Genomic DNA, 23,170 nt, shown 5'->3' on the forward strand with positions numbered 1-23,170 from the left:
TGAGATGTTATGTCAGATCAATTTAACAGCCGTGAAGCTCGACGAAAAGCGAACAGCAAGTCGAGTCCTTCACCGAAAAAAGGCAAGAAACGAAAAAAGGGCGGATTGTTTAAAAAGACCCTTTTCACTTTACTCATTCTGTTTGTTTTAGGCGTAGTCGGCGGTGCTGTTACATTTGCCGTCATGGTTTCTGATGCGCCGTCACTTGATGAAAGCAAATTGAAGACGCCTTATTCATCAACGATTTATGATAAAAATGGAAAAGAGATCGCCGAAGTCGGCGCCGAAAAACGGACCTACGTCTCGATAGATGAAATTCCCGATGTTGTAAAAGAAGCCTTTATCGCGACAGAAGACGCTCGTTTTTATGAGCACCACGGGATTGACCCTGTCCGTATCGGCGGTGCTTTAGTTGCCAACTTTAAAGACGGCTTCGGGGCTGAAGGCGGAAGTACGATCACCCAGCAGGTCGTCAAAAACTCCCTTCTTTCACATCAGAAAACGTTGAAACGGAAGGTGCAGGAAGTATGGCTTTCGATTCAGCTGGAGCGCAATTACTCTAAAGATGAAATTTTAGAAATGTATTTAAACCGGATTTATTTTTCTCCTAGAGCATACGGAATCGGAAAAGCGGCGGAAGAATTTTTCGGCGTTACAGATTTAAGCAAATTGACTGTCGAACAGGCTGCGACGCTTGCAGGAATGCCGCAGAGCCCAACAGCGTACAACCCGGTCAAAAACCCGGATAAAGCGGAAAAACGACGGAACATCGTACTCAGTCTGATGAAAAAGCAAGGATTTATTTCTGATTCTCAATATAACAAAGCGAAAAAAGTGGCAGTGAAAGACGAAGGCGTCGTGTCACAGAAGGAATATGAAAAAGCAAGTACAAACAAATACAGCGCATTTGTTGAAGAGGTTATGAAGGAAATTGATGAAAAATCTGATGTCGATCCATCTGCTGACGGATTAAAGATCTATACGACATTAGATACAAAAGCACAAGATAAACTAGATGAATTAATGGACGGAGACACCGTCGGATTTACTGAAGGCATGCAGGGCGGCGTTACCCTTCTCGATACGAAAACCGGAGAAGTGCGGGCGATTGGCTCCGGAAGAGATTCTACGGTTGGTGGCTATAATTACGCGACCCAAGCCCAGCGACAGCCTGGGTCTACCATTAAACCTATTCTCGACTACGGTCCAGTGATTGAAAATAAAAAATGGTCAACTTACGAGCAAATTGATGATTCAGCTTACACGTATTCAGATGGAACACCTATTCGAGACTTTGACCGTTCCTATAAAGGGGTCATGTCTATGCGTGAAGCCCTCGCCCAATCACGTAACATTCCGGCTCTAAAAGCATTCCAAGCAGTCGGAAAAGATGCAGCAGTTGATTTTGCTAATGGACTGGGGCTCGGATTAAATAAAGAAAAAGTGTATGAATCATATTCTATCGGAGGATTCGGAGAAGGTAATCCCGGTGTCTCTACTCTAACTATGGCTGGAGCATACAGTGCATTCGGAAATAACGGAACATATAACGAACCGCATTTTGTAAAGTCTATTGAATTTAACGATGGCACAAAGCTTGATTTAACACCAAAATCAAAGTCAGCAATGAGCGATTATACTGCGTTTATGATTACAGATATGCTGAAAACAGCTGTTAAAACAGGTACTGGACAGCTTGCACAAGTTCCGGGAGTGGAAGTTGCAGGTAAAACAGGTACAACCAACTTTGATGAAGCGGATATGCAAAAATACAATATTGCACAAGGCGGTGTACCAGATTCATGGTTTGTAGGATATACACCTCAATATACCGCTGCTGTTTGGACAGGTGTAGATTCTCAAAATAAGATAGGAAAAAAATCTTTAAATAAAACAGAGCAACAGATTGCAAAGCGCATCTTCGCCCAGCTCATCGCCGATGTCGATGACGGAAGCGGATCATTTGAGAAACCTGACAGCGTAGTGGAAGCCTCTGTAGAAAAAGGCTCAAACCCTGCAAAACTGGCAGGGCCAAATACGCCAAGCGATAAGAAGCTCACAGAGTACTTTGTTAAAGGCACAGCTCCTTCTACTGTTTCTAAAACATATGAGAAAGAAGAAAAAGAGGAAACAGCTAAACTGTCTGGTTTAAACGTGAAATACGATAAAGACAATCAATCTTTAACGTTAAGCTGGAATTACGACGGAGATGCGACCTTTGCTGTAAAGCAATCTGTTGACGGCGGCAGCTACTCGGAAATTCAAAACAGCTCTGCAAAAGAGGCAGTCATTTCGGGTGTGCAGCCAGGATCTGTGTACAAATTCGAAGTAACAGCCGTCAGTGATGATGGCAAAAGTACAGCTTCCACATCTTATGAGGTGCCAAAAGCTGAAGACGATGAAGATAAAAAAGACCAGCAACAAACGGATGATGAAAAACAAGATGATGAGAAGACTCAGGATGATACACAAACTGATGATTCTCAAAAAGATGACGGTAAGACGGATCAAGATCAGACAGATGATTCAACAAATGATCAAGACAAAAAACAAGACAACACGAACACCAATCCGTCTGACAACAGTAACCAAGACCAATCTAACAATAGTAATAACAATAACAGTAATAACAGCAACAACCAGGATACGTCGGATGGTGATTCGAACTCAGATACGAATGACTCAACAGGTACTGACACGAATAAAAATAAAACAGACACATCTAATAAAACACAAACAAACTCATCATCAATTGAAAAAACAAATTAACCAAAAAAGCCGTCACCTTTGGGGTGATGGCTTTTTTGGTACACAATAAAAAACCTCCCGTTTTAACAGGAGGTTTTATCGATTCATCGCATGATATTTATAAAAATGCTTTTTCATTTCGGTAATCAGCTCATCAAGCTGAATAAAGCAATGGTATTGGGTCGGCTTAAGAAGAATAAATTCCACTCGTTCAGCCCAATTAATCGGCTTTGCGGGATATGATTTCTCCCTCAGTTCTTGCCAATCGAGCGATTTCACCGGCTCACCTGCTGTCCAATGTAACGAAGCCAGCAAACACACAATGCCCTTTAACATTTCGTTTTGGTCACATCTCGATTTTCGTGTTTGAAAGACTGGGAGAAGTGATGCTTTGATGTCATCCCACACTTCAAATAAAAGCGGAACGTATTTCCCGCTGTCCTCCCATGGCAAATCGCCTTGTAATTCCGTGCAGAAATCAAAATACACGGGATTGGTCTGCAAGGTTTTCTTCATATCCGAGGAACTCTTCTGGCCAAGACTGCGCAAGTATTGCTCATAGGAAGCCAACACTTCTTTTGCTTGCGTCATCGTTTCACCAGTCCTTTTTTATCCCTCTTCTGCCCTTCTCTGCACAAAGAAAGCAGCGGACACTCCGCACAGCGCGGAGATTGGGCTTTACAGTGATATCTGCCGAAAAAAATAAGCCGGTGATGCGTAACGGACCAGTCTTCTTTGGGAACCTTGCGCATCAGCGTCTTTTCAACTTCCAGAACCGAGTCCTTCCACCGGCAAATGCCCAATCGTTTGCTGACTCTCTCCACATGGGTATCTACAGCAATGGCCGGCACGCCAAACGCAACGGATACCACTACGTTTGCAGTCTTTCTCCCGACCCCTGGCAGTTTGACAAGCTCATCGCGGTCTCTCGGCACTTCTCCGCCGTAATCTTCAATAATCATTTTACTCAGCTTTTGAATATTTTTCGCTTTATTACGATATAAACCGATTGATTTAATATCTTGCTGAAGCTCTTCCAGCGGAACAGCCAAATAGTCTTCCGGCCGTTTGTATTTTTGGAATAATGTTTTGGTCACTCTGTTTACAAGTGCATCTGTACATTGCGCAGATAAAGCAACAGCCACCACTAATTCAAAAGGATTGGAATGAACCAGTTCACACTCCGCATGAGGAAACATGTCACCTATCTTGTCTAAACAGAATTCAATTTGTTTTAGATTTAACACGATTGTCACCTTTTCACTTTATTGTTCAAGCCAATTGTAAAAAGGAACCTGCCTTTTATACTCTTTTTGCGGTTCATTCTGCTTTGCTTGTACACGCCGGAATTTTTGGCTGTGTATTTTCGCCTGCTCCACAGTTTTAAGCCCGTTTTTCTTCCATTCAAACAAAATCCGGTCAATGTAGCGGAAACTGAGTTTTCCTGATAGTACAGCCTCTTTTAACGCGTGTTTGATCAGTTGTGCGTCATGCTGATCCTGGTCCTGCCAGATCGCCAGCGTTTCACACTCCAAAGGCGATAACGGCCTTGCGAACTCTTCCTCAAAAATGGTATAAAGGCTTTTTTGTTCCCCTTCTGCTTTTCTTTCCTTTGTTTGATTCTGTGCAAGCTGAATATACTCGTACAGTTTCCCCCATAAAGGCTGAAGAGAATATTTCTCAAATTTGATGCCGTTTTGATCCTCGCATTCTTCAATAAACAGAAAGCCTTTTTGAATAAACATCCGCAATCTGTTTGTGCATTCTTCAACAGAAATTGACATACCTTCCTGCAGCTGATTCGGTGTAGGAAAATATGATCCTTTTTCTAAATGCATTTTAATTTTTAACAGCAGAATAAGTTCAGTTTCATTAAGCCCAAGCTGTTTATAATGCGTGAGCAGAAGATTGGGGATGGTTGATGTTCCCTGCTCCTGCATATCAATAAATTGCTGTTTTTTCATCGTCACACCTCTTACTGTAAAGGATTGTGATTGCCCCTTTACTGTAAAAAGCCTCCCTTGCAGGAGACTCTTTTTTGTTTCATTTGAATGTATTACGGATACAGACGGTTTAACAGTCTTGGGAACGGGATCGTTTCACGAACGTGAGGCGCTCCGCTGATCCAAGCTACTGTCCGCTCTAATCCAAGGCCGAAGCCGGAATGAGGAACTGATCCATATTTTCTAAGTTCAGCATACCATTTATATGCGTCAGAATCCAGTCCATGTTCTTTTAGACGCGATTCCAAAAGTTCCATATCGTGAATCCGTTCAGACCCGCCGATGATTTCTCCATAGCCTTCCGGCGCAATCAAGTCAGCGCAAAGCACAACGTCCTCACGGTCAGAAGCCGGCTGCATATAGAACGGTTTTAAGGACGTCGGATAGCGAGTGATGAATACCGGTTTGTCATAATGTTCAGCAATCGCTGTTTCATGAGGCGCTCCGAAATCATCTCCCCACTCGATATCGTTAAAGCCTTTTTCTTTCAGAAATTCAATCGCTTCATCATACGTAATTCTTGGGAACGGAGCTTTGATTTGCTCAAGTTTTGACGTGTCTCTTCCCAATGTGTTTAGTTCAATTTTGCAATTTTTAAGAACTGATTGCACGATGAAAGAAACGTAATTTTCCTGTACTTGAAGGTTTTCTTCAAATTCTACAAACGCCATTTCCGGTTCGATCATCCAGAATTCGATTAAGTGGCGCTTTGTTTTAGACTTTTCCGCTCTGAATGTCGGTCCGAAAGAGAATACTTTTCCTAAAGCCATTGCCGCAGCTTCCATGTAGAGCTGGCCGCTTTGAGACAGATATGCATCTTCATCAAAGTACTTTGTCGCAAAGAGTTCTGTTGTTCCTTCAGGTGCGCTTCCAGTCAAAATTGGCGGATCCACTTTTACGAAGCCTTCGTTATTAAAGAATTCGTAAGTCGCGCGAATGATTTCATTACGGATTTTCATGATCGCATGCTGGCGCTTTGAACGCAGCCATAAATGTCTGTGATCCATCAAAAATTCCGTTCCGTGTTCTTTTGGTGTAATTGGATAATCGGTCGCTTCGTGAATGACTTCAATATCTGTCACAGCAAGTTCATATCCAAGCGGAGAACGCTCGTCCTCTTTGACAATCCCTTTTATATAGAGCGACGTTTCCTGCGTCACTGATTTAGCTGTTTGGAAAATGCTTTCTTCCACTTCCGCTTTTACTACGACACCCTGAATAAAACCGGTACCGTCCCGAAGCTGTAAAAACGCAATTTTCCCGCTTGAACGCTTATTAGCGACCCAAGCTCCGATCGTTACTTCCTCACCTACGTGCTTGTACACTTGGTTGATTGTTGTTTTCAACATATTTCCCTCCAAAACAAGAAAGACATTCGGAAGCTCATTGCCCCGCGAACTCTTTTATCATCACTTTATTATACCCGCTCTTAACTAACCGGGTCAATGCAGATAAAAAGCGGCTTTTCTGTCAGCCGCTTTTTGATCTGTTAGCTATGTTTTTCTACAAAACGCTTGATTCTTTCAATGGCTTTTTCAAGAAGATCTAACGATGTTGCATAAGAAAGACGGACATTCTCAGGAGAGCCAAATCCGGATCCTGGAACAATCGCAACTTTTTCCTCCTCGAGAAGCGCTTTAACAAATTCATCTACATCTTTGAAACCGCAAGATTGAGCTGCCTCTTTTGCATTTGGGAACAAGTAAAAAGCACCTTCCGGCTTCACACAGCTGAACCCTGGAATTTCTATGAGCTTTGCATAGATCGTATTTAATCTATGTTCAAATGCTTCTCTCATTTCTTCCAATGGCTCAGAAGGCCCGTTATAAGCAGCAATCGCTCCGTATTGTGCGATTGATGTCGGGTTTGACGTGCTGTGGCTTGCAAGGTTCGTCATCGCTTTAATAATGTCTTCAGAGCCTGCCGCATAACCGATTCTCCAGCCTGTCATGCTGTGGGACTTCGATACGCCGTTTATAATGACCGTTTGCTCTTTCAGTCTGTCTGACAGCTGTGCAATGGAAACATGTTTCTTTCCGCCGTATGTAAGTTTTTCATAAATTTCATCTGACACAATCAAGATATCATGTTCAAGGCACACTTCACCGAGTGCAGATAGTTCTTCTTCCGTATACATGACACCAGTCGGGTTGCTTGGAGAGTTAATAACGATTGCTTTTGTTTTTTCCGTAATTGCATTTTTCAGCTGCTCAGGCGAAATTTTGAAGTGATTTTCCTCAAGCCCTTCTACATAAACAGGCTTTCCGCCAGCGAGTTTCACCTGTTCCGGGTAGCTTACCCAGTAAGGCGTTGGAATAATAACTTCATCTTCTTCATCCAAAATCACTTGGAAAAGGGTATACAGAGCATGTTTGGCACCAGTGCAGACAATAATTTGAGACGGTTTGTATTCAATATTCTGGTCGCGTTTAAATTTCTCTGCAATGCTGTTTTTCAGTTCAGCCAAACCACCGGAAGGCGTGTATTTCGTATGGCCCTCGTTCATCGAACGCACAGCGGCATCAATAATATGCTGCGGTGTATTGAAGTCAGGTTCTCCTGCTCCTAAGCCGATGACATCATGGCCTGCGGCTTTCAGTTCTTTCGCTTTCGCTGTGATTGCCAGTGTGGTTGATGGTGTTAATGCGGATACTCTTCTTGCCAGTTTCAACTTGAACTCCCCCTAATTCGTCTTAAGGCGTGATATTTTTGAGAATCTTTCCAGTTGTAAAGTCCACATAACTTAAACTGTATTGCCCTTCTTTGTCTAAGTACGTCACTTCCCAAAGCAGGACGTTTCCTTCTCTTGCCAGATGAACCTCTTTTTGCTTTGAAACCAGCCCTTCATCCTTTATGATTTTCGCCGCTTTGTCTTCAGAGATTCCCTCTTTCGCTTCTTTTGAGAGAATTTTTGCTTTTTTATCAGCAGGAACCCAGACATATAATGCAGTGCCTTTTTTATCCGTTCCCTTTACAACATAATATTTTTCTTTTCCGACAAATGTTTCGACTTGATCAACATTGGCGAGATCGGTTTCTTTTTTAGCTTCAGCAGCTGCTGCTTCGTGCCCCTCTTCCTTTTGTGCCATGGCTGATTTATAAATGCTTGCCGAGACAAGAAGTACTGCTAAAAAAATAATACCAAAAATGACGGTAAATATTAATGCTTTTTTTCTCATCTTCTCACCTACGTACGATAAATGGTAAAAACGGCTTGGTTTTTGTTTTCTTCATCCAGTGCAAGGCCGAACATCAGATTTTCTCTTTTCAGTGTACGATTCAATGTGTCCACAATTTTATACAGATCATCAGAATGCTCTACATTAATTGTTGAAAGAATTTCGATTTTACTTTCCATTTTTTCATCCTCCAGTTTGAACAAATATTGTTAGTCATACTCCATTTCAGGACACGCCATACTAGTATCACAGAGCGGGAAATCCGCTTTTAAATAAAACACCATCCTACTCCCACACCGCAAAAGCCGCTTTATGCGGCTTTTATTCTTTTTCCCCTGCAACATAAGCTTCAAGCTCGCTGTCAGTCATTTCGGATACTGAGGTTGTCGGCAAGGCATCAAGAAACAGCCGGCCGTAACCAGCGGTTTTAATCCGTCTGTCCAATATAATAATCGTTCCCTTGTCTCCCGCAGAACGCAGCAAGCGTCCGATTCCTTGCCTGAAGGTCAGCACAGCTTCCGGTAATGACACTGTTTGAAACGGATTCTTTCCTTTTTTGCGGGCAAGCTCACATTTTGCAGCATGAAGCGGGTGATCAGGGGACCGGAATGGGAGCCTCACGATCATTACTGTCGTCAGCTCATCACCAGGGAAATCAACGCCTTCCCAAAAATGATTTGTTCCGAGCAGGATCGCCTGATTGGATGTTTTAAAAGTCTTCATCAGCTTGCCGGGACTTCCGCCTGTAATCCCTTGTGCCAAGAGCTGAATGCCGGAAGCACTCATGTTATGCTTAAGCTCCTGGTGAACCTTTTTCAGCATATCATGGGATGTAAACAGCACAAGGATTTTAGGCTGTTTTTCCTTTGCCATCAGTTCGATATAACGGGCTGTATCCTGTATAAATTCAGGTTGCCCTGTATCCTGAATTGATTTCATTTCTTTTGGAATCATCACCTGCATACGCTCATCGTAAGAAAAGGGTGACTCAATTCTCATTGTCCGCGGGAAAAAGTCACTCAGTCCCAGTCGTTCAATCATAAATTGAAAAGAACCTTCGACTGTAAGGGTTGCAGATGTCAGCACCACACTATTTTTGCGCGCGAAAAACTGATCAGCCAGAAGTTCACCAGGTTCAAGAGGCTGTGCGTAAATGGCCACTGCATTTTTCGCACCCTTTGCATCTATTTCAATCCAAACCGCTTCATCGTCATCAGACCCAAAGAAGAGCTTCTGCAACGTCTGACAGTAATGCTGCAAGCCTTTCATGCTTCTTTGGTATTCATCGGCTAAAAAGACGGTTTTGCTCTTCATACCCTTCAAATGTTTTTCCATCAGGGATGACTGTGCCTCAAAAAGCTGCTGCAAATGTGTCAGCATGGAACAAAGCCTCTCCGCACCATCCGTTAAGATCGACCAGCTTTTATCCTGGCTTTCTTTGTTCACCTTAAACACTAGACGGTTTAAGTCTTCTTTAGGTTTTCTTCGTTTGACAAAAGAATGTACAGAGCTGAAGAAAGCATCACTTTCTGCTTGAACGTGCTGAAGCCACTCTTCCAATTCGAAAAATGAATCAACCGGCAGGCTGTTTCGCTGGAATAGCTGTCTCATCTTTTTAAGAAGTCCCTGCTCCTTCAGAGTGCCGATTCTGCTCAATTTCGTATGCAATTCTATGTACGTGGCTCTTTTCCCTAAATGTTCGCTTGCCGCACGTTCAAAATGGTGTGCTTCATCAATAATAAATGTGCCGCTTTCGGGAAGCCTTTTTTTCTGGCTGCCTTCATCGGTCAGCAAAAGGGAATGATTGGTGATCACCAAATCAGAGCGCATAGCAATCTGTTTGGCCCGCTCGTAAAAACCGATCACATGCTCACTGCGACTTCTTTTATAGGAGTCATCGTCATAAGCCAATCTGTCCCACAGCAATTTTCCGCCTGAAGGCAAATTCAGTTCCGCTACATCTCCTGTATTTGTCTCTGTCAGCCAAACAAGAAGCTGTGCCTTTGTCAGTACGGCATCATAATTATCATCTTCTTCATGAAGCACCTGCTCAAATTTATACAGGCATAAATAATGCGATTGCCCTTTTAAAATCGCCGCTGTTACCGGAAATGGAAACAGATCTTGGACAATCGGCAAATCCTTTGTGAGAATCTGCTGCTGTAAAAGCGTCGAATACGTGCTGATTATGACCGGCTTTTTTGATTTCTTGGCAAAAAGCGCAGCCGGAATCAGATAGCCAATCGTTTTTCCAATGCCTGGAGGAGCTTCAATCAGCGCATGCTCACGATTGGCAAACGCATCAGCCACCTCTCTCATCATCATCATTTGGCCGTCTCTTTTTTCATACCCAGGCATTAACTCTGACAGCGCTTTTTCATTTCCCGCTTCCCAGCTTTCGATCTCAAATGAGAAGTTCTCGTCCTCATTTATACGAACAGCGATAGCTTCAGGTTCTCTGACAGAAAACGAAGAAAGGCGCGTATAGCCCGGTATCTCGGTATGTCTGTTTTCATTAATGAACATATCCAACAAATGCGTCAGATCACTGATGAAATGCTGCGAAAGCCTTCTTAACTGCTTTAATGTCGGATAAGGAAGCTGCCGCAGCTTTTCAAGGATTTCCAAAAAAATAAGCCCTGTCACTTCAGCATCGCTGTCAGCCCGGTGCGGCTGATCATGCCGCAGCTGAAGCTCCTCGCTTAATTCCGTCAGCTTATACCCTTCAAATCCCGGAAAAACAATACGTGAGAGCTCGACAGTATCAAGCACTTCACAATCTGGGAGCTGAAAGCCCGCCTTATGTAGCTCATACTTGACAAATCCAAGGTCAAAATGGATATTGTGGGCGACAAAATAAGCGCCGTCAAGCAATTGGAATACTTCTTCAGCAACTGCTTCAAATGGCTGCTCATTCTCGACCATTTGATTAGAGATTCCAGTAAGCTGCTCAATAAAAGCAGGGATTGATTTATTTGGATTAATGTATTTTGAAAACCGCTCAGTAATTTGTCCATTTTCGATTACAACCGCTGCGATTTGTATGATTTTATCGCCTTTCTTCGGCGAATTCCCTGTTGTCTCTACATCTATAACAACGAACCGTTGCTTATTCATTAAAATGGACACCTCAATTCTTGCATACGACAAAAGTGTAACACGTTTTGTACGGAAATGGAGCGGCAAAACCGTTTTACTCTCAAAATCTTAAAAGAAAACCCCCGATAAAGGGGGCTTTTCTTCTACAAAATTGTACGGGCTGGTTCGTTCCCCAGCATTTGTTCAATTTTGTTTTGATCATTCAGAACAGCCACTTTCGGCTCATGGCTTGCCGCTTCTTGATCAGACATCATTTTGTAGGAAATAATAATGACCTTATCTCCTTCCTGCACAAGGCGTGCGGCTGCACCGTTTAAGCATATGACGCCGCTTCCCCGTTTACCAGGAATAATATACGTTTCAAGACGTGCTCCATTATTATTATTCACAATTTGTACTTTTTCATTAGGAAGCATTCCCACAGCATCAATGAGATCTTCATCAATTGTAATGCTTCCCACATAGTTCAGGTTTGCTTCCGTAACAGTTGCCCTGTGAAGTTTGCCGCTCATCATTGTTCGATACATATTATATTCTCTCCATTTCTCGAATATCAATAATGATATTATCTATTAAACGCGCTTTTGAAAAAGCAACTGCAACAGCGAGAATCATCTTTCCAGCAATTTCATTCACAGGCTCGAGTTCCGGATAGGAATAAAGCTCTACATAGTCTATAGTTCCGCTTGTCGTTTCAATGATTTCTTTTGCAGCTTTTATCACCGCTTCAGGATCTCTTTCACCGGCTTGGATCAGCTCCGCACTTGTTTGAAGGGCCCGATACAGCTTAGGCGCTTCTTTTCTTTCCTCAGCTGTTAAGTATACATTGCGAGAGCTTTTGGCTAAGCCGTCTTCCTCTCTGACCGTATCGACAGGAACCAATTCAATATCCATGAAGAAGTCACTGATTAACCCATCAACAACAGCTACCTGCTGCGCATCTTTTAAACCGAAATAGGCACGAGTCGGCTTGACTAGATTGAAAAGCTTCGTCAGTACGATCGCGACCCCGTCAAAATGTCCTTCTCTTGAGCGCCCGCATAACACGTCTGTGCGTCTTTCTACATGAATCGTGACATTCTTTTCACCGGGATACATATCATGAGCATCTGGCGTAAATAAAATATCGACTCCGGCGTTTTCTGCAAGAGCTGCATCCCGCTCAATATCGCGCGGATATGCTTCAAAATCTTCATTAGGGCCGAATTGTGCAGGATTCACAAAAATACTCATAATAACGGCGTCGTTTTCTTGTCTTGCTTTGTCTGCTAAGGTTAGATGCCCCTCATGCAGAAACCCCATCGTCGGAACAAATCCGATTGACTTGCCCTCTGAATGGTATTGTTTTATGGCTTCTTTCAGCTGTGAAATATCAGTAATCTGTCTCATCTTATTTTCCCCCGTACAAGCCGTCCAGCACTTTCTGGTTCATTTGAAAGGAATGCTTTTGTTCAGGGAAAGCACGATGTCTTACATCCTGAACATATCCGCTGATTGCTGTTTCGATGGTTTCATCAATGCGCGTATATTGCTTTACAAATTTAGGTGTTCTCTCAACACCGTGGCCGATAATATCATGATAAACGAGAACTTGTCCGTCTGCTTTCACACCAGCCCCGATTCCAATGACCGGTATGCTTAGCGTCTCGGCAATTTTGGCTGTGAGTTCTGCCGGCACACATTCCAGCACAAGCATCATAGCTCCTGCTTCTTCGCATTTTATACTGTCTTCTATTAATTTTTTGGCGCTTTGTTCGTCTTTGCCCTGTACTTTATAGCCGCCCAGTACGCCGACTGACTGCGGTGTCAAACCTAAGTGACTGACTACTGGAATGCCTCCAAGCGTTAATGCGCGAATGGATTCAAACACGCCTTCTCCACCCTCAAGCTTCAGTGCGTCAGCTCCGCTTTCCTGAACGATAGCCGCTGCATTTTTCAGCGTATCTTCCTTAGACAGGTGATAAGACATAAACGGCATATCTGTCACAATAAAGGTATTCGGCGCCCCCCTTTTAACGGCTTTTGTATGATGGATCATGTCCGCAACTGTCACACCGACAGTTGAATCAAGGCCGAGGACGACCATTCCGAGTGAATCACCGACTAAAATCATGTCAACTCCCGCTTGTTCAGCAAGTTTAGCTGCCGGATAATCATAAGCGGTCAGCATGACAATCGGTTCTTCAGACTCCTTCATTTTTAGAAAATCCAGTTTTGTTTTCATGTTTTCTCCTCCTTATGTTTAGAGGAGATGATCTGCCGTTTTCTTCTACAAGCCAAAAAAACCTTCCGTTACAACGAGAAGGATTCTTCACTTTCTAAAGTTCGGCGAGTTTCATCCCTCTGTCCCAGTCCTTTTTTGGATCAAGGCAGACTGCTGCAATGTCTATCTATTTTAATAATAGGTGCAGTTCGCAGGCGATACTGCCCAATGGAAGTATACCAAAATCAACGGGCTTGTACCAACACATTAGCCCAATTCGATATCGGCAGAATAGATTTTTTTAATGCCTTCGTTCGTTTCTAAAAGCAGAACGCCTTCATCATCTATACCTAACGCCTTACCGTAAAAGGTTCCGTTTAACGTTCTGGCTCTCATATTAGTGCCAATACCGAGCGCATAGCTTTCCCATAAAAGCTTAATCGGCGTAAATCCGTGCGTCATATAATCCCGGTACCGTTTCTCAAAGCATAGTAAAATATGCTGGATGACGCCGGCCCGATCAATTTTTTCCCCAGCAGCTTGGCTGAGGCTTGTCGCGATGTCCTTCAATTCATCTGGAAAATCATTAGGCTGCTGGTTAACGTTAATGCCGATCCCAATGATCACTGAACGTACGCGGTCTTCTTCAGCCTGCATTTCCGTTAGGATGCCGACTGTTTTTTTTCCGTTAATCAAAATATCATTTGGCCATTTAATATCCGTTTGGATGCCTGCTGCCTCTTCTATTCCCTGCACAACAGCTACTGCAGCAAGCAGAGTTAGCTGCGGTGTTTTTTGGAGCGGAATGTCAGGCCGCAAAATCAGGCTCATCCAAACGCCGTTTCCTTCTTGAGAATGCCATACCCTAGACATTCGGCCCCTTCCGGCTGTTTGTTTGTCAGCCACCACGAGGGTGCCTTCCGGTGCGTTATTATTCGCAAGCTCATGAGCCGTTTTTTGCGTGCTTGAAAGAACGTCATGATAAATAAGATGCTGGCCCATCACTTCCGTTTTTAATCCAAAGCGGATTTCGCTTTCACTGAGTTTTCCGGGCTTTTTGATGAGCCGATATCCTTTTCTTCTAACGGCTTCTACTTCATAACCCTCTTTCCGAAGCTCTTCAATATGCTTCCACACAGCAGTTCTTGAACAGCCGAGAGCATCACTGATTTTTTGGCCGGAAATAAATTCATTGCCGGCCTGAGAAAATAATTCAATAAGGTCTTTTCTTAATGTTGACCGCATGTCTTCAGCCACTCCTCTATGTGTTTCTTTTGATTGGAGAGCTTCCCTGTCACAACAGCCTGCTCGATCCGCTGTAATTCTTCTGATACCCATTTTCCGGCCGGCCGGTTTCGAAGCGCAAGCAAGTCCTTACCCGTGATATCAAGATCCTTAAGGCTTTTGATCGGCAGGTTTTGATAAGCGTACTGAATGTCCTTCAGTTTCTTTTCATCCAGTTTTTCGTTTTGCCGAAGCTGCGATATTTTGGCCGCTGAGAGCAGTGCTTTTTCCCCAGCTCTGTACATTGTCATTGCGTCAAGGCTCTGGCCAAACGTATCGGCAATGTGAATGGCTTCCTTGATCACTTTTCCCGGGAGCTTCCATGCTTTCAGGAAAAGGGGCGCGTCTTTCAAAACTATGCCAAGGTTAATTAAAAGAGCAGCCCAAAGCTCCTCAAGGGATGTTAAAGAGAAGAATGGAAACTCACTCGTTGAAATCAGGTTTTCTCGTTTATGATAAAAACCAGGAAGCTCTTCATACAATCTCGTTTGAATGAGTGTTTGAAGCGCCTGGCGAGAAGCTCTTCCCTGCAGCAATTTCTCGAACTCTATAGTTTTTCGTTCGACTGAAACATGGGAGAGGAGTGATTTTTCTTTCGCAATGGCTTCTTCTGTTTCCGGTGAAAGCGTAAAGCCAAGCTGGCTCATAAAGCGTACGGCTCTCAGCATACGAAGCGCATCCTCTTGAAATCTATCCTCAGGCTTTCCAACGGTTCGAATCACTTTCTGATCAATATCTTTCTTGCCGCCAAAATAATCAAGCACCTTCCCGTCCGCTGTCATGGCCATCGCATTGATCGTTAAATCTCTGCGTTTTAGATCCTCTTCTAATGATGAGATAAATTGCACTTCTGACGGTCTTCTGAAATCAACATAATCAGATTCAGTCCGGAATGTCGTGACTTCATAGGTTTCATCCTCCCAGAGCACAATAATGGTCCCATGCTCTTTGCCTACATCAACAGTCCGCTGAAACAGCCGTTCTACTTGATCAGGTGCCGCATCTGTCGCGATATCGACATCTCCGATCGTTCGTTTCATATAGCTGTCACGAACTGCGCCTCCGACAAAATAAGCCTGATGGCCTGCTTCGATTAAGATGCGGAGCACGGGAAGTGCTTTGATAAAAACTTTTTCCATGTGATCACTCCGGTTCTGCTAAATCGGCATAAATCTGTTCATACTGGCTGACAATTTTTTTGGAAGAAAATTCATTTTCAAGCATCTCTATTGCCGCCTTTGTAAAACGATTGCTTAGCTGTTCATCTTCTAAAATGCTCATCGCGCGGGCTGTTGCGGCCCCAACATCACCGACGTCCACCAAAAATCCGCTCACATTGTTTTTAATAACCTCAGGGATACCGCCAATGTTTGTTCCGATACAAGGCACTCCGCAAGCCATCGCTTCAAGCAGGACAAGGCCAAAGCTTTCTTTTTCAGATAGCAGCAGCTTCAAATCGCTAATAGAATAAAGCTCTTCAACACGGTCTTGATTTCCAAGCATTAAGACTTGGTCTTCCAAGCCATATTTTCTGATAAGCTCGCAGGCTGTCGATTTCTCCGGACCGTCTCCGACTAAAAGCAGCTTCGCTTTCGTTTTGCCAGCGATATTGCGGAACACACGGATGACATCCTGCACGCGTTTAACTTTTCTGAAGTTGGACACATGGATGACGACTTTTTCATCTGGTAAAATTCCATGTTTCTCTTTAATTGCCGCTGTGTTTTTCTTCAGATACACGCGCTCGTCTATAAAGTTATAAATCGTTTCAATTTTTTTCTCCGGTTTAATTAAATCGTATGTTTCAGCAGCAAGCGCTGAGGAGACGGCCGTCACCCTGTCTGATGACTCAATAGCAAAACGGATCAGATCTTTTAGAGACGGATCATAACCTAACACCGTGATATCCGTGCCATGCAAAGTTGTAACAATGCCGATATTGCGTTTCAGCATTTGTTTTGCAAGATAGGCGCAAACGGCATGCGGAAGAGCATAGTGAGCATGGATAATGTCTAAATTCTCCCGTTCCGCCACCTCAGCGATTTTGCTTGCCAATGTCAAATCATACGGAGGATATTTAAAAACAGCATATTGATTAACCTCAACTTCATGAAAATGAATATTGGGATGATATGTATTCAGTCTAAACGGAATGCTTGATGTGATGAAATGGATTTCATGTCCCTTTTCAGCAAGCTGCTTCCCCAGTTCTGTCGCAATGATACCTGAGCCTCCAACGCTCGGATAGCATGTGATTCCTATTTTTAGTTTTCTCATTGTTCGCCCCCAAGCGCATCATGATCAAGCATCAGCATCCGTTTGGAAAAGAAACCTTCGGCATACTCCACGCCCGCTTCTTTACCGTAAAGCTTTTCTCTCGCTTCAACGATCTCGATATAACCATTCGTCAGAGGAGTAGAAACTGAATCCTTTGACGGGATAAACTGGCTTTTGTAGGCGTTGAGGCTTTGTTTCTTTGCCTCTATTGTATCCGAGATATCAATAACAAAATCCGGCTGATGAAAACCATTTATCATATAATAGTAAACCTTGCTGACTTTATGCGCCGGAAGGCTTTTTTCATCTTTATATTTATGGATTCCGGCGGAAAAGATCGCTTCTTCCACCAGTGCAGCCGCATTGCCGTGATCCGGATGGCGATCCTTTTTATACGGCATAAAAACCGCTTTTGGGCGGCAGGTTCTGATGACAGTGACAATCGACCGAATTGCCTGATCACTCATTATTAGGCCGCGGTCTGGAAGCGTCAGCTGAATTCTTTTATCTGCGCCTAATATGCGGGCTGCTTCAGCTGCTTCTTCTTTACGTAAACTGACCGTACCGTTAGAAGAGAGTTCCGCTTCTGTCAAGTCGCATATCATTACTTTTTTTCCCTGTTTGACAAACTTCGCTATTGTGCCGCCCATTCCGATCTCGACATCATCACTGTGGGCGCCAAAAGCAAGAACGTCAGCATTATACATTCGGCTCTTCTCCCCGAAGAAGGTCACGGAATTCGAAAACACCTTCATCAAGTGTGCGGACAAGAATTTCCGCAGTACCCATATTTGTGGCGAGCGGAATGGAATACACATCACATAACCGGATTAATGCCGAGACATCCGGTTCATGCGGCTGCGCGGTCAGCGGGTCGCGCAAAAAAATGACAAGATCGAGTGCATTGGCAGCGATCAGTGCACCGATTTGCTGGTCTCCCCCTAAAGGGCCGGATTGAAAACGTTCAATTTGAAGACCTGTCGCCTCTTGAATTTTCAACCCTGTGGTTCCGGTTGCGTATAGATCATGATTCTTTAAAATATCCCGATAGGCAGTCGTAAATTGAACCATATCCTGTTTTTTCTTGTCATGCGCGATCAAAGCAATTTTCATTGTTTATCCCCCCGTCTAATCAATGATATTTTCTAAACCATACACAAGCTGATCAATCTTCATGACTTGTTCGACTGACAGTTTAACGCCTGACATGAAAGAAGCACGGTTATAAGAATCATGGCGTATCTGAAGCGTTTGGCCATCCATGCCGAACATGACCTCCTGATGCGCGATCAGTCCCGGAAGACGGACGCTGTGCAAGCGAATGCCGTTTTGCTCCGCTCCTCTTGCTCCTGGGAGAATTTCTTTTTCATCTGGATGTCCTTGCTGCTTTTCTTTACGGACTTCTGAAATCATTTCCGCTGTTTTAAGCGCAGTCCCGCTTGGTGCGTCAAGCTTCTGGTCATGATGAAGCTCAATAATCTCAACATCCTCAAAATAGTTGGCAGCCATTTTTGAAAATTTCATCATCAGTATCGCACCGAGCGCAAAATTTGGCGCGATGATGGCTCCGATCCCTTTTTCTTCTGTTAAAGATGTGAGCTCTTTTAAATCAGCTTCTGAGAAACCGGTTGTTCCGACAACTGGACGGACTCCGTGCTCTAATGCAATTTTTGTATGTACTTTTCCGATTTCGGGCGTTGTTAAGTCAATCAAGACATCCGGTTGTGTTTCTGTAAAACAGGCATGGATATCTGTGTAAATGTAAGCATCTGACTCAACAGGCATCACATCAGATAATTTTTGCTGATCGTATGTATGGTCTATGGCCCCGACAAGGTCAAAATGTGGTGTTCGTTCTGCCAATTTAACAGCTTCCTGCCCCATTCTTCCACGCGGTCCCGCAATGACTACTTTAATTGTTTCGTTTGACATCTTGATCTCCTCTACTTTCCTTCTTCTTTTCTGGTCCAGCGATCTTTATCTCTTGTATTAAATTTATGCATGACTCGGTCGTGGGCTTCCTCTAAAGAGATATCAAGGGAGTTAGCTAAACAAACCAATACAAATAGCACATCGCCCATTTCCTCTTCCATGCTTTTATCATCTTCAGTCGCTTTTTTTGGTTTTTCTCCATAACGGTGATTCACTTCTCTGGCAAGCTCGCCCAGTTCTTCAGTCAGCCTCGCCATCATGGCCAGCGGGCTGAAATATCCTTCTTTAAATTGGCCGATGTAACGGTCTACTTCAGCCTGTATGTCTTTCATTGTTTTATCACTCACTGAACGAAACCTCCTATCATCCTCTTACATGTTAGCTAATTCAGATACGTTTGACAAATGTTTAAGCACGTTTGCTGTTTTCTTTTTCATCCACTATAATATAAACGCTATCTAATGGAAGGAAAAGGGGTTTTGTGTGATGCTTGGAGAAATTAGATTAAAAAACATATTTTTTATTTTAATCGGAGCGGCAATTTTTTCATTTGGCTTGGTTCATTTCAATATGCAGAACAATCTGGCTGAGGGCGGTTTTACAGGTATTACACTTTTGCTTTATGCCCTTTTCCACATCAGCCCCTCTATCTCGAACCTGGTGTTAAACATTCCGATTTTTTTTATTGGCTGGCGTTTGCTCGGCAGGACAATGTTTGTTTATACTCTTGTCGGCACTGTAGCCTTGTCTTTGTTCCTCAGCATCTTTCAGCGATATGAAATCCATATGCCCCTTCAGCACGACTTAGCGCTCGCCGCTTTATTTGCCGGCGTATTCATCGGAGCCGGACTGGGTATTATATTCAAGTTCGGCGGTACGACAGGCGGTGTTGATATCATCGCACGTTTAGTGAATAAGTATTTTGGAATCCCGATGGGCAGAACGATGTTTGCTTTCGATGCCTGCGTCATCATTTTGTCTTTGCTTACTTATCTCTCCTATAAAGAAGCGATGTATACGCTGGTAGCTGTATTTGTAGCGGCAAGATTAATCGATTTTATTCAGGAAGGCGGATACGCTGCTAAAGGCGCTACGATCATCTCTTCGAAAAACGACCTGATTCAGAAAAAGATTCTTGAAGAAATGGAACGGGGCGTCACCATTTTGAAAGGACAAGGTTCCTACACAAAAGAGGATATAGATGTACTTTATTGTGTGGTGCCGAAAAACGAATTGGTGATGCTGAAAAGCGTGATTAACTCCATTGATCCCCATGCCTTTGTAGCGGTAAGCGATGTTCACGATGTGCTCGGAGAAGGATTTACGCTTGATGAAAATAAAAATCCGCTTCCGCGCTGACATGTAATAGAAAAAAGGCGGCTGACCGCCGCCCCTCATCCTTATTTAGGGTAGTCCCTTTTTTTCAGCTTGTTTTTTTCCGCCTTGTACTTTCTGTAACCAACATAGGTAAGAGCAGTAATGATGATACTGCCGGTTGTAATGATCACCCAGAGTAAAGACGGATCGGCATCATCCTCCTCCACCCTGTCAAACACATTTTTCAGGTCATGCTGAAGAAGGGAAAGCCGTTCAAGCTTCGTGCTCTCTGTCATTTGCTGAAATTCCTCTTGCTCAATAACATCTATATGTTTTCCGACTGTTTCAAGCTGATCCTCTGATACATCGATTGTAAGACTGGGGTAAATCAAGTCATATAAACTGATAAATTCATTCCATTTTTCATGAAAGCTTGTGCTTCCATTCTTCTGGACATCTCGCTTCAGCTCAGTAAAAGCTTCCATAATCGGTTTTTCCAGTGAGCCCCAAAGCGGGTCCGACCGATTGTCAACCGCATCCATCAGCATTCTGAACTGCGCGGCTGCTCTGAGTTTTTGTGTGTCTGATGTATCAGCTTGCTTTAAACTCCGAACCATATCATTATAGCCCAATGTGATTTGACGGATTTGGGCTCCCGTTAGCATGGGGTCTTGCTGTTTTTTCTCAGCGGATTTTAATGTTTTTTCAAAATACTCCAAGACTTGAAGCGCCTCTTCATATTTCGCCTGTCGGGTCATTTGAAAGACTGTATCGGATAAATCATTCAATTCCTCGAGGCTTCCCCGCTCTGCAGCCTTGGCATTTCCATTATAAAAAATAAGTGCAATCAACAAACAGATCGTCAGCTTTCGTTTCATGCAGGTCCCTCCCACTCTCTCTCCTTACAGAATATGAAGAAAGGGACAAGGATAGACCAACATTGTCTTTACATCAGCTCAAGCTTCGTTTGCTTTTTTGAGACCACAAGAAAGTAAGCAAGCCCGATTGAAAAGATGCTTAGCCAAAATGTTCCGTATCCTATTTCAGTCATATAATCAGAAAGCATAGAGTATTGCGGCATCATATCAAACAAGTAGTCAATGACATCGTTATGCAGTGTCCAGACTGCAGCAATTGCAAGATGCCAAAATGAAAAACGAAAATACGGACTGTATAATACGCCTTGAACTGCCATTGCAAAATGCGAAGCAATTAGCATGTAGCCCTCCCACGGCAAGTCACCAGTTACTGCAAGCACAAGAAAATTCATAGCCACCGCCCATAGGCCATACTTTACGAGGGTAACTAGCGCAAGCGCCTCAAAGAGCGGAGCATTCCGTTTCATGAGAAAGGCAAGCAGCACAAACAGAAAGAAAAACGTTGCTGTCGGACTGTCCGGAACAAAAATCAGGAAACGGGCCGGTGTCTCCAAAAGCTGCGGCAAGTACCAATAGTAGCCGTAAACCGTTCCTAGAAAATTAATGGCTAAGACAAGAATAAGCATCGGCCGCTGCCCTAATACATATTGAAACCATTTCACATCGAATCAACTCTCAGTCTGTAAAAATAATATGTCCATATAAAAAAGCTGACGCCGGGTCAGCTTTTGATAATAAAAGTATATCCTTCCATTTGACAATTCACAATACGTTATTTTGCGGTTGTTTCAGAAATAAATTTTGCAAGTTCTTCGAGCTGTTTATCATTTCCTTTGAACACACCCGCCGGCATTTTGCCTTTCCCTTCTACAGCGATTTTTTTGATTTCTTCCGGTTTCAGCCCGCTGTCAACCAATGAAGGCCCAGCCGCTCCTCCCTGAAGGTTATCCCCATGGCAAGAAATACAGCCCTGTTCCTTAAAGACCTTATATCCTTCTGCATTGGTGTCAATGTCGGCTTCTTTTGTGATTTTCCCCTGTTCCTCTGCCTTGGCCCAATCATGAGTAGCAACTGACTGCCACGTCAAAAATACAGCAGCGGAAATGGCCAGAAGCATCATACCGACAGCGACCGGACGCTTCCACGGCCTTCTTTCTGTCCCTCTGTCTAGGAATGGAGCCAAAAGCAGGGCCCCAAAAGCGAGACCTGGCATAATCATGGCGCCGACCACTGTAAAGCTTCCGGCGGCGTATTCATACTTCAACAGCTGGTATAAGAAAAGAAAATACCAATCCGGCAGCGGAATATAACCAGTATCAGTCGGGTCCGCCATCCGCTCTAAAGGCGGCTGATGCACAATCGTCAAAACGAGAAAACCGATGAGAAAGACAGCTCCAACCATCCATTCCTTTAACAAGAAATTTGGCCAGAAAGCCTCTGTTTTACCCGGATACTCCGAATAATCCTTCGGTATATTCGGCTTTTTTTCAGCCGGTATCCTTGAGTCGCCTACAAATTTCATGCCTTTGCCCCGGTGCATGTCATCCCCTCCCTTTTATTCGCAGATCAAGAGTTTAAAGCGGTCCTGAAATCCCCTGCTTCCGGATCATAATAAAATGTGCAGCCATCAGCCCGAACAATGCGGCAGGAAGAAAAAATACATGGATCGCAAAAAACCTAGTCAGCGTTTGGGCGCCTACAATATCCGGATGCCCTGCAAGGAGCGTTTTAACTTGCGTTCCGATCAAAGGCGTGGCTTCGGCGATCTGCAGCCCGACTTTTGTTGCAAACAGAGCCTTCATATCCCAAGGAAGCAAGTAGCCTGTAAAGCCAAGACCGAGCATAACAAAGAAGATCAGCACACCGACAATCCAGTTCAGCTCGCGCGGTTTTTTATACGCGCCTTGGAAAAAGACCCTCAGCGTATGTAAAAACATCATCACAATGACCAGACTCGCACCCCAGTGGTGCATCCCCCTGACAATCTGGCCGAATGCCACTTCATTTTGCAAATAATATACCGATTCCCAGGCATTTTTGATATCAGGCACATAATACATCGTTAAAAACATTCCAGATAATACTTGGATAACGGTTACAAAAAACGTCAGTCCCCCAAAGCAATACACAAACGCAGAGAAATGATGGGCGGGATTCACATGTTCCGGTACTTCGTGATCGGCAATATCCCTCCACATCGGTGTAATATCAAGCCGCTCGTCTACCCAGTCATAAATTTTGTTCAGCATG

The 23,170-nt window shown here is 43.7% G+C and carries 24 protein-coding genes; 2 read left to right on the plus strand and 22 right to left on the minus strand.

Features of this window, described 5'->3' with window-relative positions:
* Positions 1-9: 9 nt before the first annotated feature.
* Positions 10-2,769, plus strand: a complete 2,760-nt coding sequence (locus NSU05_RS10940; protein ID WP_038429203.1) for a PBP1A family penicillin-binding protein — start codon at positions 10-12, stop codon at positions 2,767-2,769.
* Positions 2,770-2,844: 75 nt separating this feature from the next.
* Here the strand turns inward: NSU05_RS10940 and NSU05_RS10945 are convergent, their stop codons facing one another.
* The 18 genes from NSU05_RS10945 to NSU05_RS11030 form a co-directional block, all read right to left on the minus strand.
* Positions 2,845-3,339: a YpoC family protein gene (locus tag NSU05_RS10945; protein WP_009967579.1), complete on the minus strand. Its 495-nt coding sequence runs from the start codon at positions 3,337-3,339 to the stop codon at positions 2,845-2,847.
* A complete protein-coding gene (gene nth, locus NSU05_RS10950) occupies positions 3,336-3,995 on the minus strand; it encodes an endonuclease III (RefSeq protein WP_009967580.1) in 660 nt (219 codons plus the stop codon). Before nth ends, NSU05_RS10945 begins: the two co-directional genes overlap by 4 nt.
* Positions 3,996-4,013: 18 nt before the next feature.
* Positions 4,014-4,712 (minus strand): DNA replication protein DnaD, encoded by a 699-nt coding sequence (gene dnaD / locus NSU05_RS10955; RefSeq protein WP_029726781.1) that lies wholly within the window; start codon positions 4,710-4,712, stop codon positions 4,014-4,016.
* A gap of 92 nt (positions 4,713-4,804) precedes the next feature.
* Complete coding sequence (gene asnS / locus NSU05_RS10960) at positions 4,805-6,097, minus strand: asparagine--tRNA ligase (protein ID WP_038430016.1); 1,293 nt, start codon at positions 6,095-6,097, stop codon at positions 4,805-4,807.
* Between the two features lie 143 nt (positions 6,098-6,240).
* A complete protein-coding gene (gene aspB / locus NSU05_RS10965) occupies positions 6,241-7,422 on the minus strand; it encodes an aspartate transaminase AspB (protein ID WP_029317995.1) in 1,182 nt (393 codons plus the stop codon).
* A 22-nt stretch (positions 7,423-7,444) separates the two neighbouring features.
* Entirely contained in the window at positions 7,445-7,930 is a 486-nt protein-coding gene (tseB, locus tag NSU05_RS10970; protein WP_014477164.1) for a cell wall elongation/penicillin-binding protein regulator TseB, read from the minus strand.
* 8 nt (positions 7,931-7,938) lie between these two features.
* Entirely contained in the window at positions 7,939-8,109 is a 171-nt protein-coding gene (locus tag NSU05_RS10975; RefSeq protein ID WP_015251828.1) for a YpmA family protein, read from the minus strand.
* Positions 8,110-8,251: 142 nt separating this feature from the next.
* The gene (dinG, locus tag NSU05_RS10980) at positions 8,252-11,047 is read right to left on the minus strand and encodes an ATP-dependent DNA helicase DinG (protein WP_029726779.1); all 2,796 of its coding nucleotides are present in this window, start codon (positions 11,045-11,047) and stop codon (positions 8,252-8,254) included.
* Between the two features lie 125 nt (positions 11,048-11,172).
* A complete protein-coding gene (gene panD, locus NSU05_RS10985; RefSeq protein WP_003225586.1) occupies positions 11,173-11,556 on the minus strand; it encodes an aspartate 1-decarboxylase in 384 nt (127 codons plus the stop codon).
* 1 nt (position 11,557) lies between these two features.
* A complete protein-coding gene (panC, locus tag NSU05_RS10990) occupies positions 11,558-12,418 on the minus strand; it encodes a pantoate--beta-alanine ligase (RefSeq protein WP_024571841.1) in 861 nt (286 codons plus the stop codon).
* Position 12,419: 1 nt separating this feature from the next.
* Positions 12,420-13,253 (minus strand): 3-methyl-2-oxobutanoate hydroxymethyltransferase, encoded by an 834-nt coding sequence (gene panB, locus NSU05_RS10995; RefSeq protein ID WP_015714158.1) that lies wholly within the window; start codon positions 13,251-13,253, stop codon positions 12,420-12,422.
* Between the two features lie 246 nt (positions 13,254-13,499).
* Positions 13,500-14,477, minus strand: coding sequence for a bifunctional biotin--[acetyl-CoA-carboxylase] synthetase/biotin operon repressor (locus NSU05_RS11000; RefSeq protein WP_003230650.1), 978 nt, complete (start codon positions 14,475-14,477; stop codon positions 13,500-13,502).
* Positions 14,462-15,655, minus strand: coding sequence for a CCA tRNA nucleotidyltransferase (locus NSU05_RS11005; protein WP_038427780.1), 1,194 nt, complete (start codon positions 15,653-15,655; stop codon positions 14,462-14,464). The genes NSU05_RS11000 and NSU05_RS11005 overlap by 16 nt, the downstream gene beginning before the upstream one ends.
* A 4-nt stretch (positions 15,656-15,659) precedes the next feature.
* Positions 15,660-16,793: an N-acetyl-alpha-D-glucosaminyl L-malate synthase BshA gene (gene bshA, locus NSU05_RS11010; protein ID WP_033884169.1), complete on the minus strand. Its 1,134-nt coding sequence runs from the start codon at positions 16,791-16,793 to the stop codon at positions 15,660-15,662.
* On the minus strand, positions 16,790-17,500 hold the full coding sequence (bshB1, locus tag NSU05_RS11015) for a bacillithiol biosynthesis deacetylase BshB1 (protein WP_038429204.1): 711 nt from the start codon (positions 17,498-17,500) through the stop codon (positions 16,790-16,792). Before bshB1 ends, bshA begins: the two co-directional genes overlap by 4 nt.
* Positions 17,493-17,906: a methylglyoxal synthase gene (mgsA, locus tag NSU05_RS11020; RefSeq protein WP_014477171.1), complete on the minus strand. Its 414-nt coding sequence runs from the start codon at positions 17,904-17,906 to the stop codon at positions 17,493-17,495. Before mgsA ends, bshB1 begins: the two co-directional genes overlap by 8 nt.
* Before the next feature lie 15 nt (positions 17,907-17,921).
* Complete coding sequence (gene dapB / locus NSU05_RS11025; RefSeq protein WP_038429205.1) at positions 17,922-18,725, minus strand: 4-hydroxy-tetrahydrodipicolinate reductase; 804 nt, start codon at positions 18,723-18,725, stop codon at positions 17,922-17,924.
* An 11-nt stretch (positions 18,726-18,736) separates the two neighbouring features.
* A complete protein-coding gene (locus tag NSU05_RS11030) occupies positions 18,737-19,072 on the minus strand; it encodes a nucleotide pyrophosphohydrolase (RefSeq protein ID WP_004398044.1) in 336 nt (111 codons plus the stop codon).
* A 139-nt stretch (positions 19,073-19,211) separates the two neighbouring features.
* On the opposite strand from NSU05_RS11030, the gene NSU05_RS11035 reads away from it, so the two are divergent.
* Complete coding sequence (locus NSU05_RS11035; RefSeq protein ID WP_003230635.1) at positions 19,212-20,084, plus strand: YitT family protein; 873 nt, start codon at positions 19,212-19,214, stop codon at positions 20,082-20,084.
* 41 nt (positions 20,085-20,125) lie between these two features.
* Here NSU05_RS11035 and ypjB read toward each other — a convergent pair whose 3' ends face one another.
* The 4 genes from ypjB to qcrB form a co-directional block, all read right to left on the minus strand.
* Positions 20,126-20,920: a sporulation protein YpjB gene (gene ypjB, locus NSU05_RS11040; RefSeq protein WP_003230633.1), complete on the minus strand. Its 795-nt coding sequence runs from the start codon at positions 20,918-20,920 to the stop codon at positions 20,126-20,128.
* Between the two features lie 68 nt (positions 20,921-20,988).
* Positions 20,989-21,582: a DUF1405 domain-containing protein gene (locus NSU05_RS11045; RefSeq protein ID WP_017696530.1), complete on the minus strand. Its 594-nt coding sequence runs from the start codon at positions 21,580-21,582 to the stop codon at positions 20,989-20,991.
* A gap of 110 nt (positions 21,583-21,692) precedes the next feature.
* Complete coding sequence (locus tag NSU05_RS11050; RefSeq protein WP_004398051.1) at positions 21,693-22,460, minus strand: menaquinol-cytochrome c reductase cytochrome b/c subunit; 768 nt, start codon at positions 22,458-22,460, stop codon at positions 21,693-21,695.
* A gap of 34 nt (positions 22,461-22,494) precedes the next feature.
* A complete protein-coding gene (gene qcrB / locus NSU05_RS11055; RefSeq protein WP_003225560.1) occupies positions 22,495-23,169 on the minus strand; it encodes a menaquinol-cytochrome c reductase cytochrome b subunit in 675 nt (224 codons plus the stop codon).
* Position 23,170: the final 1 nt, after the last annotated feature.

Origin of the sequence: Bacillus sp. EU52 (genome assembly GCF_037964975.1) — a bacterium.
GTDB lineage: Bacteria > Bacillota > Bacilli > Bacillales > Bacillaceae > Bacillus > Bacillus subtilis.